Raw genomic sequence first — 23,304 nt, 5'->3', positions numbered from 1 at the left:
GGATATGAGGGGTCGTATGACCGGGTGGCTGCCTTCAGCAGGCAATGGAAGGTGGGTCAAATGGAGAGGGTCAAATCTGCGAGCAAATCAACATCCATGACCTCACGTTCGCCGGACGGCGATGCCCGAGATCCACAAATCTTTGTTGTTCTAGCTACAAATATTCTTTGTTTCTAATCCTCTTGCCTGAACCTTATGATGTCTTGGCCACTTGGCAGGTGGAGATCAAGGGCCCGGACCGCATCTTCAACCGCCACCATCCACCCGGATTCCCGAATCGATATGCATTGTAAAACGCTCAAAGAAAGATCATGTGTTCGCGCCGTATGCCCGCCGTTCATTTTCAATCTCCTGCTGCGCGCCACGGCACGTCGCACGCAGTAGAGGGAACTGCCTGCTCCCTTCCGTTCATCGCGTATGCATGCCTGGTACTGCCGGCGCTCACGCTCACTTCCGCGCCCGCATCGCAACTGGCCTGGTCCGGTTCAGCGCATGGGGGGCGCTCCCTTGAATCGGCGATTACTGTAGAAGGAAAGAACGATGAAAGAAGAAGAAATTCGTCAGCAAGCCTATGCCATGCCGTTCACGAGCCCGGCCTTTCCCAGGGGGCCTTATCGTTTCAATGACCGGGAGTATCTGGTCATCACCTACCGTACCGATGTGGACAAATTACGTGCGGTAGTTCCCGAACCCCTGGAAATCGATCCCGACCAGCCCTTCGTGAAATACGAGTTCATGCGGATGCCGGACTCTACCGGATTTGGCGATTATACGGAATCCGGACAAGTCATTCCGGTGAGATTCCAGGGGCGCAAAGGCAGCTACAGCCATTCCATGTTCCTCGACGATGACCCGCCGATCGCCGGTGGGCGCGAATTGTGGGGCTTTCCCAAGAAGCTGGCCAAGCCTTCCCTGAAGGTCGAAACCGACTGCCTCGTCGGCACGCTCGATTATGGCTCGGTGCGGGTGGCAACAGCCAGCATGGGATACAAGCACCACCGGCTGGACTTGGAGTCACTGCTTGCCTCCCTTGCCACGCCGAACTTCCTGCTCAAGATCATCCCGCACGTCGATGGCACGGTGCGTATCTGCGAACTCGTTGAATACCATCTCGAAGACATCGAGCTGAAATGGGGCTTCAGCGGACCGGCGGCGCTCTCCCTGACCTCCCACGCACTGGCCCCGGTCGGTGACCTGCCGATCCAGGAGATCGTATCGGCGGCGCATTTCAAGGCCGACCTCACGTTGGGCTTGGGCAAGGTCGTCCACGACTACCTGCGCTAATCCATTCGTCACACACCATAGGGATAGAAATGCGTCTCGACAATAAAGTTGCCATCGTCACCGGTGCTGCCAGCGGCATCGGCAAGGAAATCGCCCTCACGTTTTCCCGTGCAGGCGCCAAGGTCGCCATCGCCGACCTCAATCTGGAAGCCGCCGTCGCAACGGCAGCGGAAATCGAAAAAATCGCTGGCAAGGGGCAAGCCATCGGTGTAGCGATGGATGTGTCCAGCGAAGAGCAGGTCAACACTGGCATCGACAACGTGGTCCGCCACTTTGGCCGCCTCGACGTGCTGGTGAGCAATGCGGGCATTCAGATCGTCGCGCCGCTGGACCAGTTCGATTTCGTCAAATGGAAACAGATGCTGGCCATCCACCTCGATGGCGCCTTCCTGACCACCAAGGCCGCACTGCGCCACATGTATCAGCTCGGTAATGGCGGCAGCATCATCTATATGGGCTCCGTACATTCGAAGGAAGCCTCCTTGCTGAAGGCCCCCTATGTGACTGCCAAGCATGGCCTGATCGGCTTGGCCAAGGCGGTGGCAAAGGAGGGCGCCAAGCATGGCGTGCGCGCCAATGTCGTCTGCCCGGGCTTCGTCCGTACACCGCTGGTGGAAAAGCAGATCCCCGAACAGGCGAGCACGCTCGGCATTTCCGAGCAAGACGTGGTAAAGAACGTCATGCTCAAGGAGACCGTCGACGGCGAGTTCACCACCGTCCAAGATGTGGCCGAAGCCACCCTCTTCTTTGCAGGTTTTGGCAGCAATGCGCTGACCGGACAATCCCTAGTCGTCAGCCACGGCTGGTTCATGCAGTAATCCACGAGAGCGACAATGCACAAGCCCCATTCCCGTCCCGCTGCAAGGCAATCCGGTAAAGGACGCAGCTCCTTCGAATGCATCGCATTGGTCCTGCAGGGGGGAGGTGCACTGGGCTCCTACCAAGCGGGCGTTTATGAGGCGCTGGCCGAAGCCGAAGTTCATCCGGACTGGATTGCGGGTATCTCCATCGGCGCGATCAATTCCGCCATCATCGCCGGCAATGCTCCGCAGGACCGGGTCGCGAAGCTCAAGGGCTTCTGGGATTGCATCACTGCCAATCCGGTCCTGGATATGGCCGTGTTATCCGAAGTCTATGGTCCGAACGGTGACTTTGCGCGGGGTCTGTTCAACCAGCTCAGCGCCGGCATGGCGCTCTTCAAAGGGGCGGCGGGGTTCTTTGAGCCGCGCCGGCCGTCGCCCTTTTTTCATCCCAATGGTAGCCTTGGTGCGACCAGCTTCTACGACACCTCCGCATTGAAGGGGACGCTTGAACGCTTCATCGATTTCGACCGGATCAACAGCAGGGAAACACGCCTGAGCGTGGGTGCCGTCAATGTCCGGACCGGCAACTTCACGTATTTCGATACGGAAACCCATCTGATCCGGCCAGAGCACATCATGGCAAGCGGCTCCCTGCCACCTGGTTTCCCGGCAACCGAAATCGACGGTGAATTCTATTGGGACGGTGGACTGATCTCGAACACGCCACTGCAATGGGTCGCGGATGGTCCGACGCGCCAGGATACCCTCGCCTTCCAGGTTGATCTGTGGAGCGCTGAAGGCAACCTGCCCGGCAACCTGGTCGATGTCACGACCCGCCAGAAAGACATCCAGTATTCCAGCCGCACACGCAACGCGACCGATCATTTCAAGCGCGTGCAGCGGGTGCGCGGCGCATTGGCCAACCTGCTGCAGAAGCTGCCGCGCCAATTGCAGGACATGGAAGGAATGGAGCTGCTGCGGGAGGTGGCCGATCACAAGGCCTACAACATCGTGCACCTGATCTATCGTTCGCGCCAGTATGAGAGCCATTCCAAGGACTACGAATTCTCGCGGCTGACCATGCAGGAACACTGGCAGGCAGGATATGAGGATGCCGTGGCGACGCTGAAGCACCCTGAGATATTCGAGCGGCCGTCGAACCAGGAGAATGTAACGATCTTCGACAGGCTGGGGAAAAACCGGCGCGCCTGAGGTGGTCGGAGGCCATTTGATGGACGATAGGTTTTCCGTTTGGCTAACCTGGGAGTACCGTCACCGCTGCCATCGGCAGCAGTGACAATCGTATCTGCTCGCGGAGCGGAACGGACTGGTTCGCCAGATGGTGAGAATAAATTGAATAACAGGTTCATCGATCCCGCACTCATGCATATGCTCGTCTACCTTCATGAGGAAGGCAGTATCAGTGGCGCAGCCAAGTGTATGCATCTTACCCAGCAGGCCGTGAGCGCGCAGCTCAAACGGCTGGAGGAATTGGCCGGCCGGCCGCTGGTCTGCCGACAGAATCAGCGGATAGAACTTACCCCTGATGGTGAGGTGGTCCTGCTGGCGGCAAGAAAGGTGGTGGATATCGCCAATCGTATCCGCTACCAGTTTTCCAACACGCCGCTGGATGGTTCCGTACGCTTCGGATTTACGCAGGGCTTCAGCCTGCCCATGCTGTTTTCCTTGCTCAGCGAGCTGCGCCGTGCCCAGCCTCGCCTGGAAGTGCGCTGTGAGACCGGCCGTACCAGCCAGCTGCTGACCAAGCTGGAGGCCGGCGGGCTCGATGTGGTGTTGGGGGCGCAAGCCGATGGGAATACCCAGGGGGAAGTGATGCGCCGCGAGCGCTTGGTGTGGGTCGGCGACCTGCATCACCTGGTGCGCCCAGGAATGACCATCCCGCTGGTGGTCCTGCCTGCACCGACTTTCATCCGTGAACATATCTTCGACACGCTCAGCTCGGCCGGTCACAAGTGGACCGTGCATTTCGAAAGCGACGATCCCGCCTCGCTGCGAACGGCGATCCGTTCCGGGTGGGGGATTTCCCTGTTCAACGAAGAAACCGTGCGGAGCGATTTCACCCTGCCTCATGCCATGGAGACGACGCTGCTGCCATTTCCCGGTTACGTCGAATTCTTCATGCGCTACAACCCGCTCAGGAACGATGCACTGATCCACTCCTTCGCCTCGGTGCTGCGCAACGTGCTCAACAGGCCGGAGGGCATCTAGTCCGGTGTTACGAGAAATCGGTCATGGAATATGACCGCCTTCCCTTCAAGGAACGCGGCCATATCCCATGCACCTTCAGCAGCGCAAGCTCAGATTGGATTGACCGCAGCGTGCGCGTAATAGCCGGCAATGGCGCTGATCTTGCGGTCGGCACCTCCATCATGGGCGTACCCGACCGTCACTGGCCTGCGGGGTCAGATCCTGGTCGCATTCCGCTTCCCAGCCGCCCCCCAAGGCCTGTGCCAGGCTGACCGTGGCGCTGAGGCGATCGGCGCGGGCCTGCACCTCCAGCAGCTGCGCCGAGAGCAATCCGCGCTGCGCATCCAGCTGTTCCAGATAGGGCGAATAACCGGCGCGGTAGCGTTTGCGGCTCATCGCCAGGGCTTCGCGCAGGGCCACCTCCTGCTCCTGCACGGCCTGTTGCTGGGCCTGGGCTGCGCGTACGGCGGCCAGTGCATCCTCCACGTCGCGCCAGGCCACCAGCACGGCTTTCTGGTAGGCATACGCGGCTTCATCGCGGCGCGCAGCGGTGGCGTCGGCTTGCGCGCGCAGGCGTCCGCCATCCAGCAGCGGCGCCAGGATGCTGCCACCGGCGGAGAAGATCGATAGCGGATCAGGCAGGAGGTTGGAGCCCACCACGCCGCCGCTGAGGCCGATGCGCAGCGAAGGCATCAGCGCTGCGCGGGCGGCATCCAGGCTGTGGTCTGCCGCCACCAGTTGCTGTTCGGCCTGGTAGATGTCCGGCCGCTGGCGCAGCAACGCGGCGGGTTGGTCGGGCCGGATCGCTGGCAGCGCGAGTGTCTGCAGGCTGGAGCCTGGGGCCAGCGGTAGCGCGGGCTGGCCGGCCAGCAGGCTCAAGGCATTTTCATCGCGGCTGATCGCCATCCGAGTAGAGGCGATGAGCTGCTCGGCAGAGGCATATTCGGACTGCGACTGCTCCACTTCGAGCCGGCTGGAATAGCCCTGCTGGGCGCGTCGCCACGCCAGTTGCAGGGATTCGCCGCGCATTTGCAGGGTCTGCTTGAGGACCTCCAGGCGAGCCTCGTGGGCGCGCAAGGCGATGTAGGTGCTGGTGGTGGTGGCGATCAGTGCCAGCCGCAAGGTACTGCGCGCGGCGTCAGTGGCCAGCAGGGTGGCGCGTGCAGCGGCATCCTGGTCGGCCAGACGGCCGAAGAGGTCCAGTTCGTAGGACAGCGACAGCTCCGCTTGCCACGCATCCTGGACGCGCGCACGCCCGAATGCATCGACGTCACCTTGGTGTGCTCCCATGCCCGAGGCCGACAACGAAGGCATGCGCTGCGCCGTAGCGAATCGGCTGGAGGCACGCGCCTGCTGTACGCGTGCAGCGGCCATGGCGAGATCGCTGTTGCCGGCCAGGACCTGGTCCACCAACTGGTCCAGGACCGGGTCCCCAAAGGCTTCCCACCAGCGCGAAAGGCTGATGCCTGATGTGGGGAGCAGCGGCTCGCGCCATTGCGCCGGCAACGTCACGGCAGCCTGTTCCGGCCGCCCGGGACGAGGACCGGCGCAAGCCGCCAGTACGACTGCCAGGGCCACCAACGTAATCATTTTCGCCGAGCGGGCAGGCCTGGTCATCGCTTCTGCTCCACCATGCGACCGGGGTCGACCGTGGCCTCCACCGACATGCCGGGGCGCAGCAGGGCCGCAGAGGCCGCGTCATCGAAGACGATCTTCACGCCGATGCGCTGGGGAATCTTGACGAAGTTGCCGGTAGTGGTATCGGGCTTGATGGCCGCGAATTCCGAGCCTGCTGCGGGTGCTAACAGCTGCACGCGACCGGATAGACGCCGTCCTTGCAGTGCATCGATGCGCACTTCGGCGTATTGCCCCGGGCGCATCGCGGCGGTCTGCGCTTCCTTGAAATGCGCCACCACCCAGCGCTCGGCCGGCACCAGTTGCAGCAGCGGCGTACCGTTGGTGACGTACTGGCCCAAACGCACGCCGACTTCGCCGAGCTGTCCATCCTCGGCGGCGCGGATCACGGTGTTGTCCAGGTCGATCTGCGCCAGCCGCAGTTGCGCGCGTGCAGCCTCCACATTGGCGACCAGCGCGTCGCGTCCGACTTCGACGGTACGCAGGTCTTGCCGGGCCATGTCAACTGCGGCGCTGGCCTGGCGCACCTGGGCCTCGGCCTGGGCGTGGGCCGCCAGGTTCTGGTCGCGTTCACGCAGCGCTACCGAACCATCGGAGACCAGTTCATCGACCCGCGCCAGATCCACACGGGCGCGCTGCAATTGCGCCTGCGCGTTGGTCAGCGCGGCTTCCTGCGCGGTGATGGCGGCAGCCCGTGCGCGTCTTGCCTGGGTGGCGTTTTCCAGCTGGGCGATCTGCGCGGCCACGGCGGCTTTGGCCTGTTCCAACCTTGCGGCATAGATGCGGCTGTCGATGCGCACCAGCACCTGGCCGCGCTGCACCTGCTGGTAATCCTTGACCGCTACCTCCACCACGTAGCCGCTGACCTGGGGCGCGATCATGGCGGTACGGCCGCGTACGTAGGCGTTGTCAGTGCGCTGGAGCGGGTCGTCGAAAGGCGGCAGGTGCCAGCCGCGCAGGACCAGCAAGACGGCAGCGGCCAGCACCACCAGTGCCAGCACCAGGCGCAGGCGCGACACCTTGGGTGGCAGGCCAGCGGGGGCGCGTGAAGATGTTTCGGGAAGGTTGGTGTTCATGCTGCGTGCTCCGGTCCCCGGCGTGCTGCACGCCGACGGCCATAGGTTTCACAAGCCAGATAGGCGGCCACTGCCAGGGCGGCCAGCGCCACCAGGCGGAAGACATCGTTGTAGGCCAGCGTGTTGGCTTCGGTCATGAGCGATTGCATTAGTGCGCCGCTGCCTTGCGCCAGCCGTGCGGCAATCTGCGGATCGGAAGCCAGCAGGCGCTCGGACATCACTTGCGCATGCACCTTGGCCATGATGGTCTGGACGCTGCCGAGCAAGGCTGAACCGGCCAGCCCACCGATGTTCTGGGTGATGCTGAACAGGACGATGAAACTGACCAGGTGATCGGCACCGCGCGCCCTCATGCGCAGGAAACCGAACACCAGCGTGGGACCGACGAAGAGCGTTGTACCGAAGGCCACCAGCGACTGGCTGAGATAGAGTTGCGGCGGACGGGTGAGACTGTTGCTGCCGCTGTCCAGCCAGGCGGCCAGGGCGATGGCGAGCGCCGCCGCCGCAACCTGCCATGACAGGTTGCGTTCCGACAACGTGAGTGTGGCCGCAATGATGCCGAGGAACATGGCTGCGGTGACCGCGAGGAAGAGACCATGCAACTGGTCGTTGTTAAGGCCGCCGGCACTGAGCAGGCCGACGGCGCCATAGGTCTGCTCAGCCAGTGCGATGCGTACCAGGAAGGCCACCATGGCGAAGCGCACGATGTCGCCCGTCAGCATCCAGCGCAGTTGCAACAGCGGGCGGGCGCGTTGACGCTCGATCATCCAGGCCGCGCCGGCCAGCACCACCGCGCCGGCCAGCGCCAGGCCCAGCCAGGGCGTATCGGTCCACCACAGGATGCGGCCCAGTCCGAGTACCGCCGAGAGCAGCAGCCCGGCCGGTACCAAGAGCGAGACCGTCACCAGGTCCATACCCTCGAAGGCCTGACTGCGCTCGCTGGGCGGAAGCGGCACCAGGGTCATGGCACCCATCAACACCAGGGCGATGAGCAGCTCGGTCAGCAGTAGCCCTTGCCATTGCGAAACGGCTAGGAAATCCAGCGACATCAGGCGCGCCAGCGGCGGCCCGAATTGCGGCAGGCTCACGCCGAGCACCAATGCCAGCGGCCGGGCTTTCAGCGAGAAGACCTGCAGCAGGTGATAGATGGTGGTCGTAGTCAGGGCCGCTGCGGCCAGGCCGCAGGCGGCGCGCACGACGATGGCTGCCGCCAGTCCAGGCAGGCACAAGTGCAGCAGGGCGGCCAGGACATAGGTCGCCAGCAGGGAGAGGGTGACCTGGGGGATGCCGAATTGCGCGCGCGCTTTGACGAGGACCAGATTGGCGCAGGCGTTGAAACCGACATAGACCGCCGGCAGCAGGCTGGCTTCGGCCGTGTAGAGACCTTGTCCGCCGGCCAGGTTGGCGATGTTGACGTTGACCATGCCATTGCCGAAAGTGGCCCCGATTCCGGCCAGTACGGCGATGGCAGCATAGGCGGCACGGCGCCAGAGGGCATGCGTGGCGATGTAGGGCGAGCCTGGAAAGGCTGGCGCTTCCGGCACAGCGGGCATGGGGCGTTCTGGTGTTCGGTCAACCATGGCAGGGCGGCGCGGCAGAGAGGGGCTAAAGGGAGCTCAGTGATGCCGTGACAGCTCGGGCGCCTTAGTTGATGGGCGTGCGGTCGCGGCTTTGTATTGCTGCCATGGTACTGAGGGGAGTCGGTGATGAGAAACAAAAAATATTTGTGGTGGCTACAAAAGTTATTTGTGTGCAGGCGATGCAGGCATATCAATCACCAATCATTTCGAAGCACAACTCGCGCGGCAAGCGTGAACTGACCCCATAAAGTTGGGCGGTCAATAGCCGGTTAAGGCCTCAAGGGTGGCATTTCTTTCGGCATTGGCGACATGCCTTCCGCCATCACCGACACGACATTCAAGCCCCCACCCCTCTCTCACTCCGCCAATCTCGCCAAGATAAACATACGCTGGAACGGCAGCAAGGTACTGCCATCCGTGCGCGGCGGATAGGCCAGTTGCATCCGGCGCGCATAGTCGGCGCGAAAATTGCGCAGCTGTTCGCCTTCCATTTTTTCAAGGTAGGGCCGCAGGCTGCTGCCGCTGGCCCATTCCAGCACCGGGTCGGCTCCCTTGAGGATATGCAGGTAGGTAGTCTGCCAGATGTCCAGAGCCGTCACCCGTGGCCGCAGCAGGTCGTAGTAGGCGCCCATGTCCAGTACATTGCGCCGCTCCGACACCTCACCCAGCACACCGGCATAAGCGGGCGAGCGTGCCAGCTCCACCTGTGCCAGTCGCAAGGGCGCGTCGTGCATGATCGGCATCTGCACCGCCAGGCAACCGCCCGGATTGAGGAAGGACAACAAGCGCGGAAACAGTTGTTCGTGATCCGGCAACCATTGCAAGGTGGCGTTGGTGTAGATCAGGTCCAGCTTGTGCTCGGGCGTCCAGCGATTCAGGTCAGCAGCGATGAAGCGCCCCCGTGGCAGGTTCGCGCGTGCCTTGGCCAGCATGTCCTCGGATCCGTCTACGCCGAGCACATCCGCTTCGGGCCAGCGCTGCTGCAACAAGGCGGTCAGGTTGCCGGCTCCGCAACCTAGATCGAGGATACGCGCCGGCGTCTGCGCTGGCAGATGCACCATCAGGTCCAGCGCGGGACGCAGGCGTTCTCCACCGAAACGCAGATACTGGGCGGCGTCCCACTGCACCTGGATTTGCTTGGGGTCTTGATGGTCGGGCATGCCTTGCTCCTCTGAGGTTCTGTGGATCTCTGATTCAACGATTCAAACGGCAGTCCAGGGTCTGCCACGGCTCGCCCGCAGATGCGCCGCGCCGGCCTCGCTGAGCGTCACCTCGGCCACACCGCCGGGCGTATGCAGACGCGTCAGATAACCGCGCGCGTTTGCCTCTTCCCATACCGGCAGGCGGGGACACGAGGTGCGCCAGATCTCGATCACCTCGCTGTAAGGCCGTGCGTCAGCGCCTATCCATTCGAGAAGATCGAGCACCAGAGGCCCGACGGCATCGTAGGCGTCCGCTTCGGTGGGGCCGCGCCGGGCCTGACCAAGCACCTCCGGATTGACGACGTGTATCGGATGTCCGCCCGCAAAGGACACGATCTGTTCGAAGATGTCGCTGAACTGCAGCTCGAACTCGTCTTCCGTCACGTAGCCGATATGGGGAGTACACACCACGTTGGGCATGTGCAGCAGGGGATGCTGCGGATCCCGCAACGGCTCCTTCTCATAGACATCCACAGCGGCCATGCCGGGCCGGCCGGCGTGCATCGCCTGCTCCAGCGCGCCCGGGGCAATCAATCCGGCGCGGCTGGTGTTCACCAGCAGGGCTGAGGGTTTCATCCGGGCCAGGTCGTGCGCCGTGACGATGCCGCGCGTGGCTGGCACCAGGCGCATATGCAGTGACAGCACGTCGCAGGTCTCGAAGAAAGCCTGCTTGTCGGGAGCGACGTCCCAGCCATCTTGCCGGGCGCGCAGTTGCGAAGCGTCGCTGGCCCAGATCAATACCTTCATGCCGAAGGCCGCACCGTAAGCCGCCACCTCGGCGCCAATACGCCCATATCCGTAGATGCCCAGCGTTCGCCCGCGCAAGGTCTTGCCCACGCCGATCTGCCAGCGCCCCTCCTGCAGCGCCCGCATCTGTTGCGGGATCTGGCGCATGGCGGCAAGTATCAATCCCCAGCTCAGTTCGGCGGCGGCGTACGACGGGGTATCGGCATGCTGGTTCGAGGAGACGATCACACCGTGCGCAGTGCAGGCATCGATATCGATATGAGGGAAGACGCTGCGCTGGCTGATCAGGCGCAGTTTCGGCAGGCAGGCGATGAGCGCTGCACGGATCTGCGTACGCTCGCGGATCAGAACAAGCACCTCGGTATCGCGAAGACGCTCGGCCAGCGCATCCACGTCCTGCACGTGATCGTTCCAGATGGTCACGGTATGGCCGTCCAGCTTGCGAAAACAGGGCAGGCCGCGCAGCGTGTCGAAATAATCGTCCAATATGGTGATGTTCATGATTGGCTTCCCTCCTGGCTGACTGCTATCTTGAGCGCGTCAGGTCAGGCGGTAAAATGAAATTATTTCGGAGATTAATAAGTTTCTCTTATGAAAATAGACATCCTCGGTGTGCAGGCGTTTATCGCGATTGCCGATCAGGGCAGCTTCCAGGGGGCCGCCGATGCCTTGCATGTGACACAGACAGCGGTGACCTTGCGTTTGCGCAAGCTTGAGGATTTCCTCGGTGTCACGCTGATGGAACGCACCACACGTTCAATCGCTCTTACCGAAATCGGGCAGGACTTCCTGCCCCAGGCGCGCCGCCTCCTGACCGAACTGGCCGGGGCGCTGGTCGAGATTCGCGAGTCCGGCATCGCCAGACGGGGGGACGTCTCGATCGCCTGCGTACCCACCGTGGGCGTGCAGTATCTGCCGCGCATCATGCAGGCCTACTCGGCGCGTTATCCGCACAACCGCATCAAGATTCTCGATCACGCTTCTTCCGCCGTGGCCGAGGCGGTGCTGCGTCGGGAGGCGGAATTCGGCATCAACGTTGCCCGGGAACATCATCCTGAACTGGTCAGCCTTCCACTCACCGAGGATCGCTACGTGCTGATCTGCCACAAGGATCATGCTCTGGCCAGACGGCGGCGCATCGCCTGGACGCAACTGCAATCCCATCCGCTGATCTTTGCAGGCGAGGTGAGCGGCAATCGGGCCTTGCTTGATCCCGCACTGGAAGCCCATGGCATCGCCTTGCGTTCCTTCTACGAAGTGCAGCGCAGTTCGACCGCAGTGGGGCTGGTGGCGCAGGGTGTAGGCGTGGCGGTGGTGCCACAGCTGGCCATCCAGGAAGGCGCCTATCCCCATGTGCGCATGGTCAAACTCGTCGACCCTGTCGTGTCTCGGCACCTGGTGCTCATCACGCGCAAGACTGCGCATCTGTCACCGGCAGCCCAGGCGCTCTACGACATGATCCGTGAGCAGGAAGGCGGTCGCTGACGCAGAGACGGAGCAACAGGTCATGGACACCCCGCCACTCCCTGCGCTTCGGGCGGTCCCGAGGCAGCCATGTCTTCGGCCCATTCCGCTCTGATGTTATCAGTCTGATACTGCACTATTGCAAGTCTTCTGGCATGTTAATGTCAGAGCAATATTTCGACCCATTTGTTGATACCGGCGATGCGTAACGCGCCGCCAGGCTGGCAATTGCCTGGGCAAATGCGTAGATGGCGTGAGGGGACACAAGAAGATGATGAATTATTTTAAGAATCGACGTCTTCCCAAAAAAATGTTCAGCGTCATGCTGGTGATGCGAGAGACCTTTATTCTGATGCTCCCGCTCTATCTGCTCATGTCTGTACTGGAGCTCGCGATGACGCTGGTCTCCACGCACACGAACCAGGCAGACCTCTACTTCACGCTTCAGCAGATATCCAATCCGATCAAGGACGCCCTTCCCTTCGTGGTCGCAGCTCTCCTGGGATACAAGCTGGCGAAGTTCAGGAAGATGGAGCCCGCACTGGTCGGCGCCACCAGCGGCGTGAGTCTGGCCGTCGTCTTGTGGTCCATCAGGGATAGTGGTGACTGGTCGACCGCCGCCATACTGCCGAGCGTCTACAGCATTGCCCTGCCTCTTTGGACCGTCTTCTTGTACAGCCTGGTGAGGCGACTCCGTTTTCTGTCGGTCGACGTCAAGGTGGTGAGTCATCTCCTGGCCGGCAGCCTCAACGGGATAGTGCCAACGATCGTCGCAGTCCTGGTCAACGCGCTGGTATTTCACTATCTGTCCGCATCGTTGATTGCAGGCCTGGAAAGCTTCAGTGACTCACTTAACCATCTCCCCCTCCTGATCCAGGGAAGCATTCGTATCGTTGCCGTGCACGCGCTATGGTTTATCGGCATTCACGGCAATTACGTCTATACCAGTCTGACTTACGGAAACGATCTTGCCCAGGTGGTCGTCAATGGATTCACGCTGGGCAGCCTGCTCAATACTTTTGTCCTGTTCGGGGGGGCAGGCGGTACGTTGGCGATGCTGCTGGCCATAGCGCTGCGCCGGCGCACCATGCGGGAACAACTGGTGGCCAAGATATCCTTGCCACTGCAGTTTTTTAACATCAACGACATCCTGCTGTTTGGATACCCGATTGTCTTCAATCCATATCTGCTGATTCCCTTCATTGCGTTCCCACTGCTCGGTTTTTGGTTGGCCTATGCCGCCGCCGTGTTCAATCTCATCCCGCTGACAGAGAACGTGCACTGGATTCTTCCGTTCGGCCTGAATGCATGGACAGCCGGCGGTGGCAGTATCGTCACCGTCATCTTCCAGCTGGCGATGCTCGCACTGGGCGCTGCCATCTACTACCCGTTCCTGGCCTGGGAGAATGGCGATGGCATCAAGAAGAAATTGCAGCGGGTCTTCGCCACGGATGATCTTCCGGAAGCACGCCTTGATGTTCCCGAAGACGCCTATGTGATCCGCCAGAAGTCTGCCTTGCAGTCACACGCACAGGCCATGGAAGCCTTTCGCCTGTTGGCCGAGGGATCGCTTGAATTGTGGTACCAGCCGCAAGTGGATGTGCGGACCATGCAGATCTATGGCTTTGAGGCGCTGCTGAGGCTGCGCATGGCCGATGGAACAATCATCGGCCCCTGGTTCATCCAGAAACTGGAAAGCGCAGGATATTCCGATGTCCTCAACAACTGGGTCATCAACCGGGCGATAGAAGACCTGGGCGTCTGGCAGGAAGATGGTTTTACGCCCCGGATAAGTATCAATCTCACGGCGGATTTCCTGGCGTCAGATGAAAAGGTCATGGCGCTCTTGGCGCAGGTGGAAAAACGCGTGATCGACCTGAACCTGGAAATGCTGGAGAGCTCATTCACGGAAAAATTCGCGGATCTTGCCGGCAACATAGAGTTGCTGCGCTCTCGCGGACTCACCTTGTCGATTGATGATTTTGGTACCGGTTACTCCAATCTCGGTTTGCTGCACAAGATCGGTATCGATAGCGTCAAGCTGGACAAGAGCCTGATTGCGGATATAGACAAGCCACGTGGCCAGCTACTCTATCAAGAGCTATGCAAGCTGCTCAAGGCATTTGGCTACAGGCTGGTCGCCGAAGGCGTGGAGACCGAAGAGCAACTCGCTTTCGTCAGGCAATGCAACGTCGATATCGTGCAGGGTTGGTACTTTTCCAAAGCACTGCCGCCAGCGCTGGCGCGTACTTATTCTCCTGTGGAGGCGTCCTCACATCATCAAGACGACAGGAAGAGGACCTAAGTGACCTTGCCGGCAATCCTGGCCGTAGCCATGCCACGTGGCGCCATCAGCCTACATTGCCGCCTTTGGACGTCTGCCCCGCACTCTGATGCGACAGCAGATAGTCGGGCGCCGTGTTCATGATGTGCAGCGACTGCTCAACCACCTTAGAGAACACCGGGCCCGCCACCACCGCACCGAAGTAGGCTCCCGCGCTTGGGGCGTCGATGGTCACGGCGACAATCACGTCGGGATGTTCAATGGGCGCGATGCCGGCGAAGGATGCGCGGTACTTGCCGGCGGCATAGGCCCCGCCGATGGCTTCGCGCGAGGTGCCCGACTTGCCGCCGACGGAATAGCTGGGCGGCTGCAGGCGCGATTTCCGGTCACCGGAACCGGCGGCAATCCAGAGCATATGGCGCATCTCGGCCGCGACCGCGGGCGAATAGACATAGGTCCCCTCGGGTGCCGCATCGCGCTTGAGGATGGAGAGCGGCAACACCTTGCCATCATTGGTAAAGGCCGTGTACGCGTGCGCCAGCTGCAGCAGCGACGATGACATGCCGTAGCCATAGGCCATGGTGGCCTGCTCGATCGGCTTCCAGGTCTTCCAGCTGCGTAGCCGCCCCGGCGTCACCCCCGGGAATTCGATATCGGGCCGCTGACCAAACCCCAGCTTGGTAAAGGTGCTCCACATTTCCTGCGCCTGGAGCTTTTGCGAAACGACGGTCATGCCGATGTTGCTGGATTTCTCGATCACCCCCTCCATCGTCAGCACGCCATGGTCGCTCACGTCGGAGATGGTGGCGCCAGCGAAGCGGTAACGGCCTGGCGAGGTGTTGATGGTCTCCTGTGGCGTCACGCGATGAAGCTCAAGGGCCGTGCCCATGGTGATCGGCTTCATGACCGAACCGAGCTCGAACGCATCGGTCACGGCACGATTGCGCAGGGCGCTTCCGGAGAGGTTCTGCCGCTGGTTCGGGTCGTAGGTGGGATAGTTCGCCAGCGCGAGAACCTCGCCGGTGCGGGCGTTGAGAACCACCACGCTGCCGGCCTTGGCCTTGTTGTCCTGCACGGCTTCGCTCAGGTCCTTGTAGGCCAGGTACTGGATCCTGCTATCGATGGAAAGCTGGATGTCCTGCCCGTTCTTCGGCGACACCTGATTGTCGATGTCCTCGATCACCCGGCCCAGCCTATCCTTGATGACGTGCCTGGAGCCGGGCTGTCCGCTGAGCTCCTTGTTGAATTCCAGCTCGATGCCTTCCTGTCCCTTGTCCGCGATATTGGTGAAGCCCACGATGTTGGAAGAATATTCAGCCTCAGGATACTCGCGCTTGTATTCGGATCCGAAGTACAGCCCCTTGACCTTGAGCGCTGCGACCTGCTGGGCGATCGGGAGACTGAGCTGATGGTCGATCCAGACGAAGGAGCGTTGCTTGTCATTGAGCTTCTGTGACAGCTCGGTCGCGGGCAGACCCAGTATGTGCGACAGGGACGCAAGCTGGTCTGCGCTCAACTCCAGGTCCTGCGGCGTGGCCCAGAGATTTTTCGCCGGTGCGCTCTCGGCGAGAATCTGGTTGTTCCTGTCCAGTACCCGGCCCCGGTAGGCGGGCAACTCCAGGGAGCGGGCGAAGCGTATCTCTCCCTGCTGTTCATAGAAGTCGTGGTCGGCGATCTGCACCCAGATGGCACGCAGGACAAGCGCGAGAAATGCCAGCGCGAAGGTAAACATCAGCAGCGTGCTCCGTCCGGCCGGCAGCTTCTTGTTCAACAATGGATTGGAGGAAAACTTGACGTACCTGGCGATTCTGGGTTTCTGCATTTCAATCTCATGCGCGGCTTCGGGCGCTAGAGCCTATCACTTTCTGCGGCTTTACATTTGAGACGGCACCTTCGAGCACTGGCCATCCACTTCAGGTGACCGGCATGCGGGAATCCGTGGATGCGCTCATCGTCATGTGGTTACGCAATAAGTACGAAAAATGTACATTTCGCCACATCAATTATTTCCTCGCAATAACTATTGGACACCGTTCGGGACAGCAAAACACGTCGCAATAGCCACTTCAGGAAATTTAACCGGACAAACCTCGCCAAGGACGCGCAATCCATACGTGACGATTTACGATTTATGGCAAGATCTGACATCACAGAAAATCCCGCTGCCTGAAGTCGTCGCCACCCAGGCTGCGACCACGGTAACCGAACGATGATGCCAGCACTGCCCCCTTCACCAACGATCAGCGTGGCCCTCGTCGAAGACGATACCCACGTCCAGATCGCGTTCCAGCACGCGCTGGCACAGGCCGCCGACATGCACCTGCTCTCGGTGTCCGGCACGCTGGCGCAGGCACGGCTGGCGCTCGCAGCGGCTGCGCCGGATGTGTTGCTGGTGGACATCGGCCTGCCCGACGGCTGCGGGATCGAACTGATCCGGCTCGTCCATGCACAGTATCCACAGTGCAATATCATGGTCTGCACCACCTTCGGTGACGAGGACCACGTCATGCAATCCATCGAGGCCGGTGCCTCGGGTTACCTGCTCAAGGACAGCGCGGCCGCCAATATCGTGACGGAGATCCGCAACCTGCAGGCGGGCGGCAGCCCGATCAGTCCGCTGATCGCGCGCCAGGTGCTGCTGCGCTTCCGGGGCAATGCCGCCAGAAATCAGGCTGCTGTTCCCGCCGTGCAGGCAGTCGCCGAAAGCGCCAGGCAAGAAGCACCGGCAGGCCTGTCGGCACGTGAAACGGAAGTCCTGGAATTCATCACGCGCGGTTTCACCGCCGAGGAAATCGCCGGCCTCATGGGCATCACCCGCAACACCGTACTCACCTTCATCCGCCGCATCTACGCCAAGCTGGAAGTCCATTCCAAGACCGAAGCCATCTTCGAGGCCCGCAGCCGCGGCTGGATCCGTACATGACATCGCCAGGCAGCACGTACCGCCGGCATGGGCTCACGGCCTGGCCGGGCAGCATGCTGCTGATGCTGCTGGCGCTATTGCTGCTGTGCGTGCTGCTGGCACACGCCAGGCCGGCAGCGGCCATGGCGGTGCAGCATCTCGACCAGGCCGAGATGCTGGTCACGCCGCCGTCCCAGTCCAGACCGCTGACGTCCGTCTTCGATGCCACGACCTTGCCCGGCCAGTGGACACCGGTCTCCCTGCCGCACCGCTTCGTCCTCCCCGCCAGCCCCGGGGCGGCCGTGACGCCTGGCATGGCAACGGTCTGGTATCGCCTGGCACTTCCCCCCCTGCCGGCCACCCATGACGAGATCTCGCTACACCTCTTGCGCTGGCAGGCCGCCGGGCAACTGGCGGTGTACGGCGATGGCAAGCTGCTGTACCGCTCGCGCGGCACACCGACCTGGAACCACTTCCGCCACCCCGCCCTCTTCATCCCCCTGCGCGATACCCCCGAAGAGCCGCTGCCGCGTAGTCTGCTGATCCGCCTCGATATCTATTCCGGCGCCACCGGGGCCATCTCCTCGCTCTACGTGGGCGACAGCGACGACATCTATCCGCGCTTTGTGCTGCGCGAATGGCTGGAGTACCAGCTGCCCTTCATGATGAGCGCCGCCTTCCTGGCCGTGGGCCTGTTCTCGTTCTGCGTGTGGCTGGTGCGGCGCCAGGAGCCCATCTACCTGCTGGTGTTCATCATCGCCGTGTGTACCATCACGCGGCGCTGGCATTTCTTCGCCAGCCTGGAATCACTGCCGATCTCCGACCAGTGGTTCGGCTGGCTGACCTACAACGCGTTGAACTGGCAGATCGTGGCGCTGCAGTTCTTCTCCTGCCTGCTGCATAAACGGGATCACCGCTGGTTCAATCGCGGCATGATGGCCTTCTCCCTGGTCATGAGCGCGGCCACGCTGCCGCTGTCGAGCCTGCAGCCGGGCATGGTGCTGCTCAAGCCCATGCTGTATGTGGGGCCGATCCTGTTTGCCATCGTGATGGTGGTGCGCAGCGTCATCGACAGCTGGCGCAGCCGCTCGCTGGAGGCCTGCCTGCTGGCGGGCTGGATGACGACCAGCCTGCTCTTCGGCATCTATGACTGGTTCAAGGTCAAGAACCAGTTCGATATCGAGGGTTTCTACCTGACACCGTATTCGTCGATGATGATGTTCATCGTCATCCTGTACATCCTGTTCCGCCGCTACGTCAACGCCATCGCCGAGGCCGAGCGGGGCAGGCAGACCCTGGCGATGCGCCTCCTCCAGCGCGAGGCCGAACTGGCAGAAAGCTACGAACGCCTGCGCGACGTGGAGAAGGCGCAGACCCTCAGCATGGAGCGGCAGCGCATGATGCAGGACATGCACGACGTGCTGGGCCTGTCCCTGATCGGTGCCTTGCGGCGCGTGGAACATGGCAAGCTGGACGAACATGAGGTGGCGCAGATCCTCAGCGCCTGCATCGACGACCTGAAACTGGCCATCGACTCCCTGGAACCGGTCGATGCCGACCTGCTGCTGTTGCTGGCCACGCTGCGCTTCCGCCTGGGCAGCCGGCTTGACGCCAGCGGTATCACGCTGCTGTGGCAAGTCGATACCGTACCGCCCCTGCCCTGGCTGGATCCGCGCCATGCCCTGCATATCCTGCGCATCCTGCAGGAGGCGCTGGGCAACATCATCAAGCACACCGGTGCCAGCGAGATCGCGGTCTCCACGCAGGCCGACGAACGCAGCGTCCAGGTGGTCGTGCGTGACAACGGTGGTGGCTTCGATCTCGAAGAAGGCCTGGCCAGGGGCGGCAAGGGCTTGCGCAACCAGATGCGCCGGGCCGAGACCATCGGCGCGAAGATTGAATGGCGGCAATGGACGCAAGGAACGCTGATGGTGTTGCACCTGCCTCTGGTGCAGTAGGCGACGAGAAGATCCTCCCCGGAATCCATTTACCGGGATAAGGGATTCCGGGGCGGGAAAGTCCGGCCGGGTGACCGGAGACATGCACCGACAAGGTCGCAGCTTGCCAGGCATACGCCGCAACCTTTATTTCTGACCTCGTGGTTGCAGCGGCGGGACGGTGAAGAACGCACATACCCGTGTCCGGGATCTGGCGGCCAGCAGAATGTAAGCGCAGCCGCAGCAAACGTATGTCCCCAGTTCTGGGGACAGGCTTGCACTGACAAGCAATGGCTCGCCAGTCTCTATCCTGGCTGCAACTAGGTTCGCCGCTTGGCGGCGTACATGGCCTCGTCGGCACGCGCCATGAGGGTGTGGAAATCACCAATGCCATCGGCCGGCAGCGTGGCCACGCCAATGGAGACACGCAATGCCTGCAGCGGCCAGCTGGCGCGCGCGAGCGCTCCCTGGATGCGTTCGCTGACGACCTGGGCGCCTTCCACCGGGGTATCGGGCAGGATGACGGCGAATTCGTCGCCGCCATATCGGGCCACGAAATCGCTGCTGCGCAAGGGCATGGGCAACAACTCGCCCAGCCGCGCCAGGGCCGCATCGCCCGCCTGGTGCCCATGGGCATCGTTGTATTGCTTGAAGCGGTTGACGTCGATCATCAGCAGCGACAGCGGCGCGCTATGACGCAGGTGACGGCTCCACTCGTGCTTGAGATGCTGGTCGAAGGCGCGCCGGTTGCCCACGCCGGTGAGGCAATCGGTGAGGGCCAGGCGTTGCAGGCGTACCAGTTCCTGCCAGCTGTCGAGCTGGCTGGCCAGCTGCCGCGCCAGCAAGGCATGCATCTCGCGCTGCGCCTGGTTCAGTTGCCGCGGCTTGTGATCGAACAGGCAGAGCGTACCGAGGTATTGCCCGCCAGCATTGCCGAAGGCCACGCTGGCATAGAAGCGCACATCGGGCATGGCTTCCCTGATCATCGAGGCGGCATAGGGCGCGTGCAATTGCAGGTCCTCGATCTCGGTGAGGGCACCGGCACGATCGAGCGAGGCTTCGCACAGGGAGAAATCGAGATCGCTGCGCATGGCTTGCGTCTGGCCGGGCAGCATCCACCACTGCGACCGGGGAAAGCCGCGTTCGCGGATCGGGCCAGGTCCGCTGCGGCCGACATTGCCCATCGTCGTGCGCAGCAACGACACCATGGAGATCGGCACATCCCCCATCCTGCGGGCCATCAGGGTGATGTCGCTGAACAGGCGTCCGAGTGCTTCGTCGCTGTCCTGGAACGATGTCGACGAACGCGGGATGATGAGATCCGGTCCAGATTCGACAAGGGTTTCCGGGGCATGGACGATCATGTTCTGTTCCTGGTGGCGAGGGCGGGAGCGCGACGGGAAATACGCCGAAAGCGCAATGTAATGCCGCCATCCCCCCCTGCCTATCCCCAGTTCTGGTGACAAGCCCTGTCTTGCATCTTTCCTATAATTGGGCATCCGCCAGTCCATCGGGGCCCGTGACAACGCGCCCGCCGACGACACCAGCCCATCCATGCCATCCACACCGACCAGCCTTACCGCGCCTGCCAGGCCATCGCCGATCCGCGTGGCCCTGGTGGAAGACGATGCCGGCTTTGCCGGCAGCCTGGCTGCGACCTTGCAGCAGGCCGACGATCTGCGCCTGATCGCGGTCGCCGCGACCCGCAATGAAGCCATGGTGCTGCTGGAACAGGCCGCGCCGGATCTGCTGCTGGTCGAGCTGGGCCTCTCCGATGGCGCCGCCATCGACGTCATCGCTCATGCCAGCGCGGCGTGGCCGCGGTGCGCCATCATGGCCTGTACCACCTTTGGTGAAGAGGGAGATGTCCTGCGCGCCATCGAGGCCGGTGCGCATGGCTATCTGCTCAAGGATAGCAACGCCGCCACCATCCTGTGCGAACTCCGTAACCTCCATCGCGGCGGCAGCCCCATCAGCCCGCTCATCGCCCGACGCATCCTGGCCAGGTTCCGCCCGGCACCGACCAGCACGGTCTTGTCCGAACGCGAAATGAAGACCCTGGAATGCATCACCCAGGGTTACACCGCCGATGAAATCGCGCGGCGCACGGCCGTGCCGCCGCACACCGTGCTGGCCGACATCCGGCATGTCTACGCCATGCTCAAGCTACCGGCGCGCGTGCAGGCCGGCGATCCCCGGCAAAGGCATGCCCTGCTGGCGCAATGATGCAACAGGCCGGCAAGGCAAGCAGACGACAAGACGGGAAAGGCCCAACCGCTCAGTCGCGGCGACTGCTGCACAGGTGATCCGGCGCAATGCCGGCGATGCTGGTCACGCCCAGCATGCCCATGTCGCGCCGCACTTCCTGGCGGATCAGTTCCAGCGCATGGGCCACACCGGCCTCGCCGCCGATGGTTGCGGCATAGTTGAACGGACGGCCTATCCACGCCGCCCTCGCCCCCAGGGCCAGCGCCTTCAGGACATCGGTACCGCGCCGCACACCACTGTCGATCATGACCGGGAAGTCCCCCGCGGCCTCGACCATCTCCGGCAATACCCTCAACGGAGCGACGCTGCCATCGAGCTGGCGGCCGCCATGGTTGGAGACGATGACCGCATCGGCGCCAATGGCCTTGGCGCGGCGCAAGTCAGCCACGTTGAGGATGCCCTTGATCACCAGCGGCCCTTTCCACATGGCACGCACGCGCAGCACATGCTCCCAGTTCAGATGCCCGCGATCGGCAAAGTCGCGCAGCACGCTGGAAGACATGATGGGCGCACCGCGCGTGGCGTAGTTGTTCTCGAAGTGCGGCATGCCGTGATGCAACAGCGTGCGGGCAAATGTCCCCAGCAGCCAGCGCGGATGCGTCACGCCCTGCCAGGCTAGCGCCAGGCTAGGACGCAGGGGGGTGGAAAAACCGGCGCGTATATTGTTTTCGCGATTGGCGGTGACCGGTGTGTCCACCGTCAGCACCAGCGTTTCCACGCCGGCGGCCTGCACGCGCCGGATCAGCGCATCGATCTGCTCCTGATGACCGGGCAGGTAGGCCTGGAACCAGGTGCCGGGCGCGGCCTGCATGACTTCCTCCAGGCGGATCAGCGAGGAGCCGCTCATGATGCACAAGGCCCCGGCCTTGCGCGCAGCTACCGCCAGGGCAATGTCGCCACGATAGCTGGTCATGGCGGCGATGCCCATGGGCGCCACGCCCACCGGCATGGTGTAGCGCTGGCCGAACAGCTCGACCGAGGTATCGATGGTTGATACGTCCACCAGGACATTGGGCTTGAAAGCGTAGTGGCCGTAGGCCGCGCGATTGGCGTTGATGGAGACCTCGTCCTCCACCGCCCCCGAGACGTAGGCGAACAGGGGCTTGGGCAGGCGCTTCCTGGCGGCGTTCTCGAAGTCATGCAGCGACAGGTAGCGTTTCAGGGCGTGGGCAGTCATGCGATGGGCGAGGTCAATGGAATCAATGCGGTCGATGGGCAAGGAGGCGGCAAGCCGGACTACGATACCTCAAAGGCCGAAAGGCTTCAGGACCTTGTCCAGCCAGGCCTGCTCGACGCGTCCATTGGCGATCTCGGCGCGGATGCCGTCCTCCAGCTCGGCGGTCTTGCGCGCCGCCGTGATGAGGGCCTCGGCCTGCTCTGGCGGGAAGGCCACGATGCCATCCTCGTCACCGACGACGATATCGCCAGGCCGCACCACCTGGCCATCGATGCTGACTGGCACGTTGATCTGGCCGGGGCCATTCTTGTAGGGACCACGATGGCTGACAGCGCGCGCATAGCAGGGGAAATCCGCCTGCGCGAAGGCCGCCGTATCGCGCACCGCGCAGTCCAGCACGAAGCCGGCGCAGCCGCGTTGCTGCGCGTACAGCATGATCAGTTCGCCCACCAGCGCATTGCTGGTCTCGCCGCCGCCATCGACCACCAGCACATGGCCAGGCTGCATCATCATCAGCGCCTTGTAGATCAGCAGGTTGTCGCCGGGGCGGGTCTTGACGGTCAGGGCGGTACCGACCAGCTTGCGCGAGCGATGGATGCGTTGCAGCCCGGTGATGCCCGAGAGCCGCTGCAGGTTGTCGCTCAGGTGCGAGACCACGATGCCCTCCAGCGCCGCGACGGTGGCAGCGGGCGCCAGCGCGGGGGCGGGATGGATGAGGAAAGAGGGATGGCTCATGT

18 protein-coding genes are annotated in these 23,304 nt (G+C 62.5%); 9 read left to right on the top strand and 9 right to left on the bottom strand.

Translation table 11 applies throughout. The features are described 5' to 3' along the window. The first annotated feature begins 540 nt into the window (after positions 1-540). From ACIPHN_RS05720 to ACIPHN_RS05705, 4 genes are all read left to right on the top strand, one after another. Entirely contained in the window at positions 541-1,284 is a 744-nt protein-coding gene (locus ACIPHN_RS05720; protein WP_400434041.1) for an acetoacetate decarboxylase, read from the top strand. A 29-nt stretch (positions 1,285-1,313) separates the two neighbouring features. Continuing rightward, positions 1,314-2,102, top strand: coding sequence for a 3-hydroxybutyrate dehydrogenase (locus ACIPHN_RS05715; RefSeq protein WP_400434039.1), 789 nt, complete (start codon positions 1,314-1,316; stop codon positions 2,100-2,102). Between the two features lie 15 nt (positions 2,103-2,117). After that, positions 2,118-3,299: a patatin-like phospholipase family protein gene (locus tag ACIPHN_RS05710; RefSeq protein WP_400434036.1), complete on the top strand. Its 1,182-nt coding sequence runs from the start codon at positions 2,118-2,120 to the stop codon at positions 3,297-3,299. Positions 3,300-3,440: 141 nt separating this feature from the next. After that, on the top strand, positions 3,441-4,316 hold the full coding sequence (locus ACIPHN_RS05705) for a LysR family transcriptional regulator (protein ID WP_400434033.1): 876 nt from the start codon (positions 3,441-3,443) through the stop codon (positions 4,314-4,316). Between the two features lie 159 nt (positions 4,317-4,475). On the opposite strand, the gene ACIPHN_RS05700 is transcribed toward ACIPHN_RS05705, so the two are convergent. From ACIPHN_RS05700 to ACIPHN_RS05680, 5 genes are all read right to left on the bottom strand, one after another. After that, entirely contained in the window at positions 4,476-5,873 is a 1,398-nt protein-coding gene (locus ACIPHN_RS05700) for an efflux transporter outer membrane subunit (protein WP_400434030.1), read from the bottom strand. A 35-nt stretch (positions 5,874-5,908) separates the two neighbouring features. Next, positions 5,909-7,006, bottom strand: a complete 1,098-nt coding sequence (locus ACIPHN_RS05695; RefSeq protein WP_400434027.1) for an HlyD family secretion protein — start codon at positions 7,004-7,006, stop codon at positions 5,909-5,911. Next, the gene (locus ACIPHN_RS05690; protein WP_400434023.1) at positions 7,003-8,559 is read right to left on the bottom strand and encodes an MFS transporter; all 1,557 of its coding nucleotides are present in this window, start codon (positions 8,557-8,559) and stop codon (positions 7,003-7,005) included. The genes ACIPHN_RS05695 and ACIPHN_RS05690 overlap by 4 nt, the downstream gene beginning before the upstream one ends. A 383-nt stretch (positions 8,560-8,942) precedes the next feature. Beyond that, on the bottom strand, positions 8,943-9,746 hold the full coding sequence (locus tag ACIPHN_RS05685; protein ID WP_400434021.1) for a methyltransferase domain-containing protein: 804 nt from the start codon (positions 9,744-9,746) through the stop codon (positions 8,943-8,945). A 42-nt stretch (positions 9,747-9,788) separates the two neighbouring features. Then, positions 9,789-11,036 (bottom strand): D-2-hydroxyacid dehydrogenase family protein, encoded by a 1,248-nt coding sequence (locus ACIPHN_RS05680; RefSeq protein WP_400434018.1) that lies wholly within the window; start codon positions 11,034-11,036, stop codon positions 9,789-9,791. 90 nt (positions 11,037-11,126) lie between these two features. Here ACIPHN_RS05680 and ACIPHN_RS05675 point away from each other — a divergent pair, with 90 nt between their 5' ends. Both ACIPHN_RS05675 and ACIPHN_RS05670 read left to right on the top strand, forming a co-directional pair. Continuing rightward, positions 11,127-12,020, top strand: coding sequence for a LysR family transcriptional regulator (locus tag ACIPHN_RS05675; RefSeq protein WP_400434016.1), 894 nt, complete (start codon positions 11,127-11,129; stop codon positions 12,018-12,020). A 250-nt stretch (positions 12,021-12,270) separates the two neighbouring features. Continuing rightward, the gene (locus tag ACIPHN_RS05670) at positions 12,271-14,304 is read left to right on the top strand and encodes an EAL domain-containing protein (RefSeq protein ID WP_400434013.1); all 2,034 of its coding nucleotides are present in this window, start codon (positions 12,271-12,273) and stop codon (positions 14,302-14,304) included. 46 nt (positions 14,305-14,350) lie between these two features. On the opposite strand, the gene ACIPHN_RS05665 is transcribed toward ACIPHN_RS05670, so the two are convergent. Then, the gene (locus ACIPHN_RS05665; RefSeq protein ID WP_400434011.1) at positions 14,351-16,105 is read right to left on the bottom strand and encodes a peptidoglycan D,D-transpeptidase FtsI family protein; all 1,755 of its coding nucleotides are present in this window, start codon (positions 16,103-16,105) and stop codon (positions 14,351-14,353) included. Between the two features lie 423 nt (positions 16,106-16,528). Between ACIPHN_RS05665 and ACIPHN_RS05660 the strand changes: the two genes are divergently transcribed. Continuing rightward, positions 16,529-17,206 carry a response regulator gene (locus tag ACIPHN_RS05660; RefSeq protein ID WP_400434008.1) on the top strand — a complete coding sequence of 226 codons (678 nt, stop codon included), beginning with the start codon at positions 16,529-16,531 and terminating at the stop codon, positions 17,204-17,206. After that, positions 17,203-19,143: a sensor histidine kinase gene (locus ACIPHN_RS05655; RefSeq protein WP_400434005.1), complete on the top strand. Its 1,941-nt coding sequence runs from the start codon at positions 17,203-17,205 to the stop codon at positions 19,141-19,143. Before ACIPHN_RS05660 ends, ACIPHN_RS05655 begins: the two co-directional genes overlap by 4 nt. Positions 19,144-19,442: 299 nt before the next feature. Here ACIPHN_RS05655 and ACIPHN_RS05650 read toward each other — a convergent pair whose 3' ends face one another. Beyond that, positions 19,443-20,486, bottom strand: coding sequence for a GGDEF domain-containing protein (locus ACIPHN_RS05650; RefSeq protein ID WP_400434002.1), 1,044 nt, complete (start codon positions 20,484-20,486; stop codon positions 19,443-19,445). A 190-nt stretch (positions 20,487-20,676) separates the two neighbouring features. Between ACIPHN_RS05650 and ACIPHN_RS05645 the strand changes: the two genes are divergently transcribed. Next, complete coding sequence (locus ACIPHN_RS05645) at positions 20,677-21,348, top strand: response regulator (protein WP_400433999.1); 672 nt, start codon at positions 20,677-20,679, stop codon at positions 21,346-21,348. Positions 21,349-21,400: 52 nt separating this feature from the next. On the opposite strand, the gene ACIPHN_RS05640 is transcribed toward ACIPHN_RS05645, so the two are convergent. After that, positions 21,401-22,567 carry an alpha-hydroxy acid oxidase gene (locus ACIPHN_RS05640; RefSeq protein WP_400433996.1) on the bottom strand — a complete coding sequence of 389 codons (1,167 nt, stop codon included), beginning with the start codon at positions 22,565-22,567 and terminating at the stop codon, positions 21,401-21,403. A gap of 69 nt (positions 22,568-22,636) precedes the next feature. Beyond that, positions 22,637-23,302 (bottom strand): RraA family protein, encoded by a 666-nt coding sequence (locus ACIPHN_RS05635; RefSeq protein ID WP_400433993.1) that lies wholly within the window; start codon positions 23,300-23,302, stop codon positions 22,637-22,639. Between the last annotated feature and the right edge of the window lie 2 nt (positions 23,303-23,304).

The organism is Herbaspirillum sp. NPDC087042, from assembly GCF_044745245.1.
GTDB lineage: Bacteria > Pseudomonadota > Gammaproteobacteria > Burkholderiales > Burkholderiaceae_D > Herbaspirillum.
Note: the sequence above shows the minus strand (reverse complement) of the source record. Positions and strands in the feature narration are given on the sequence as shown.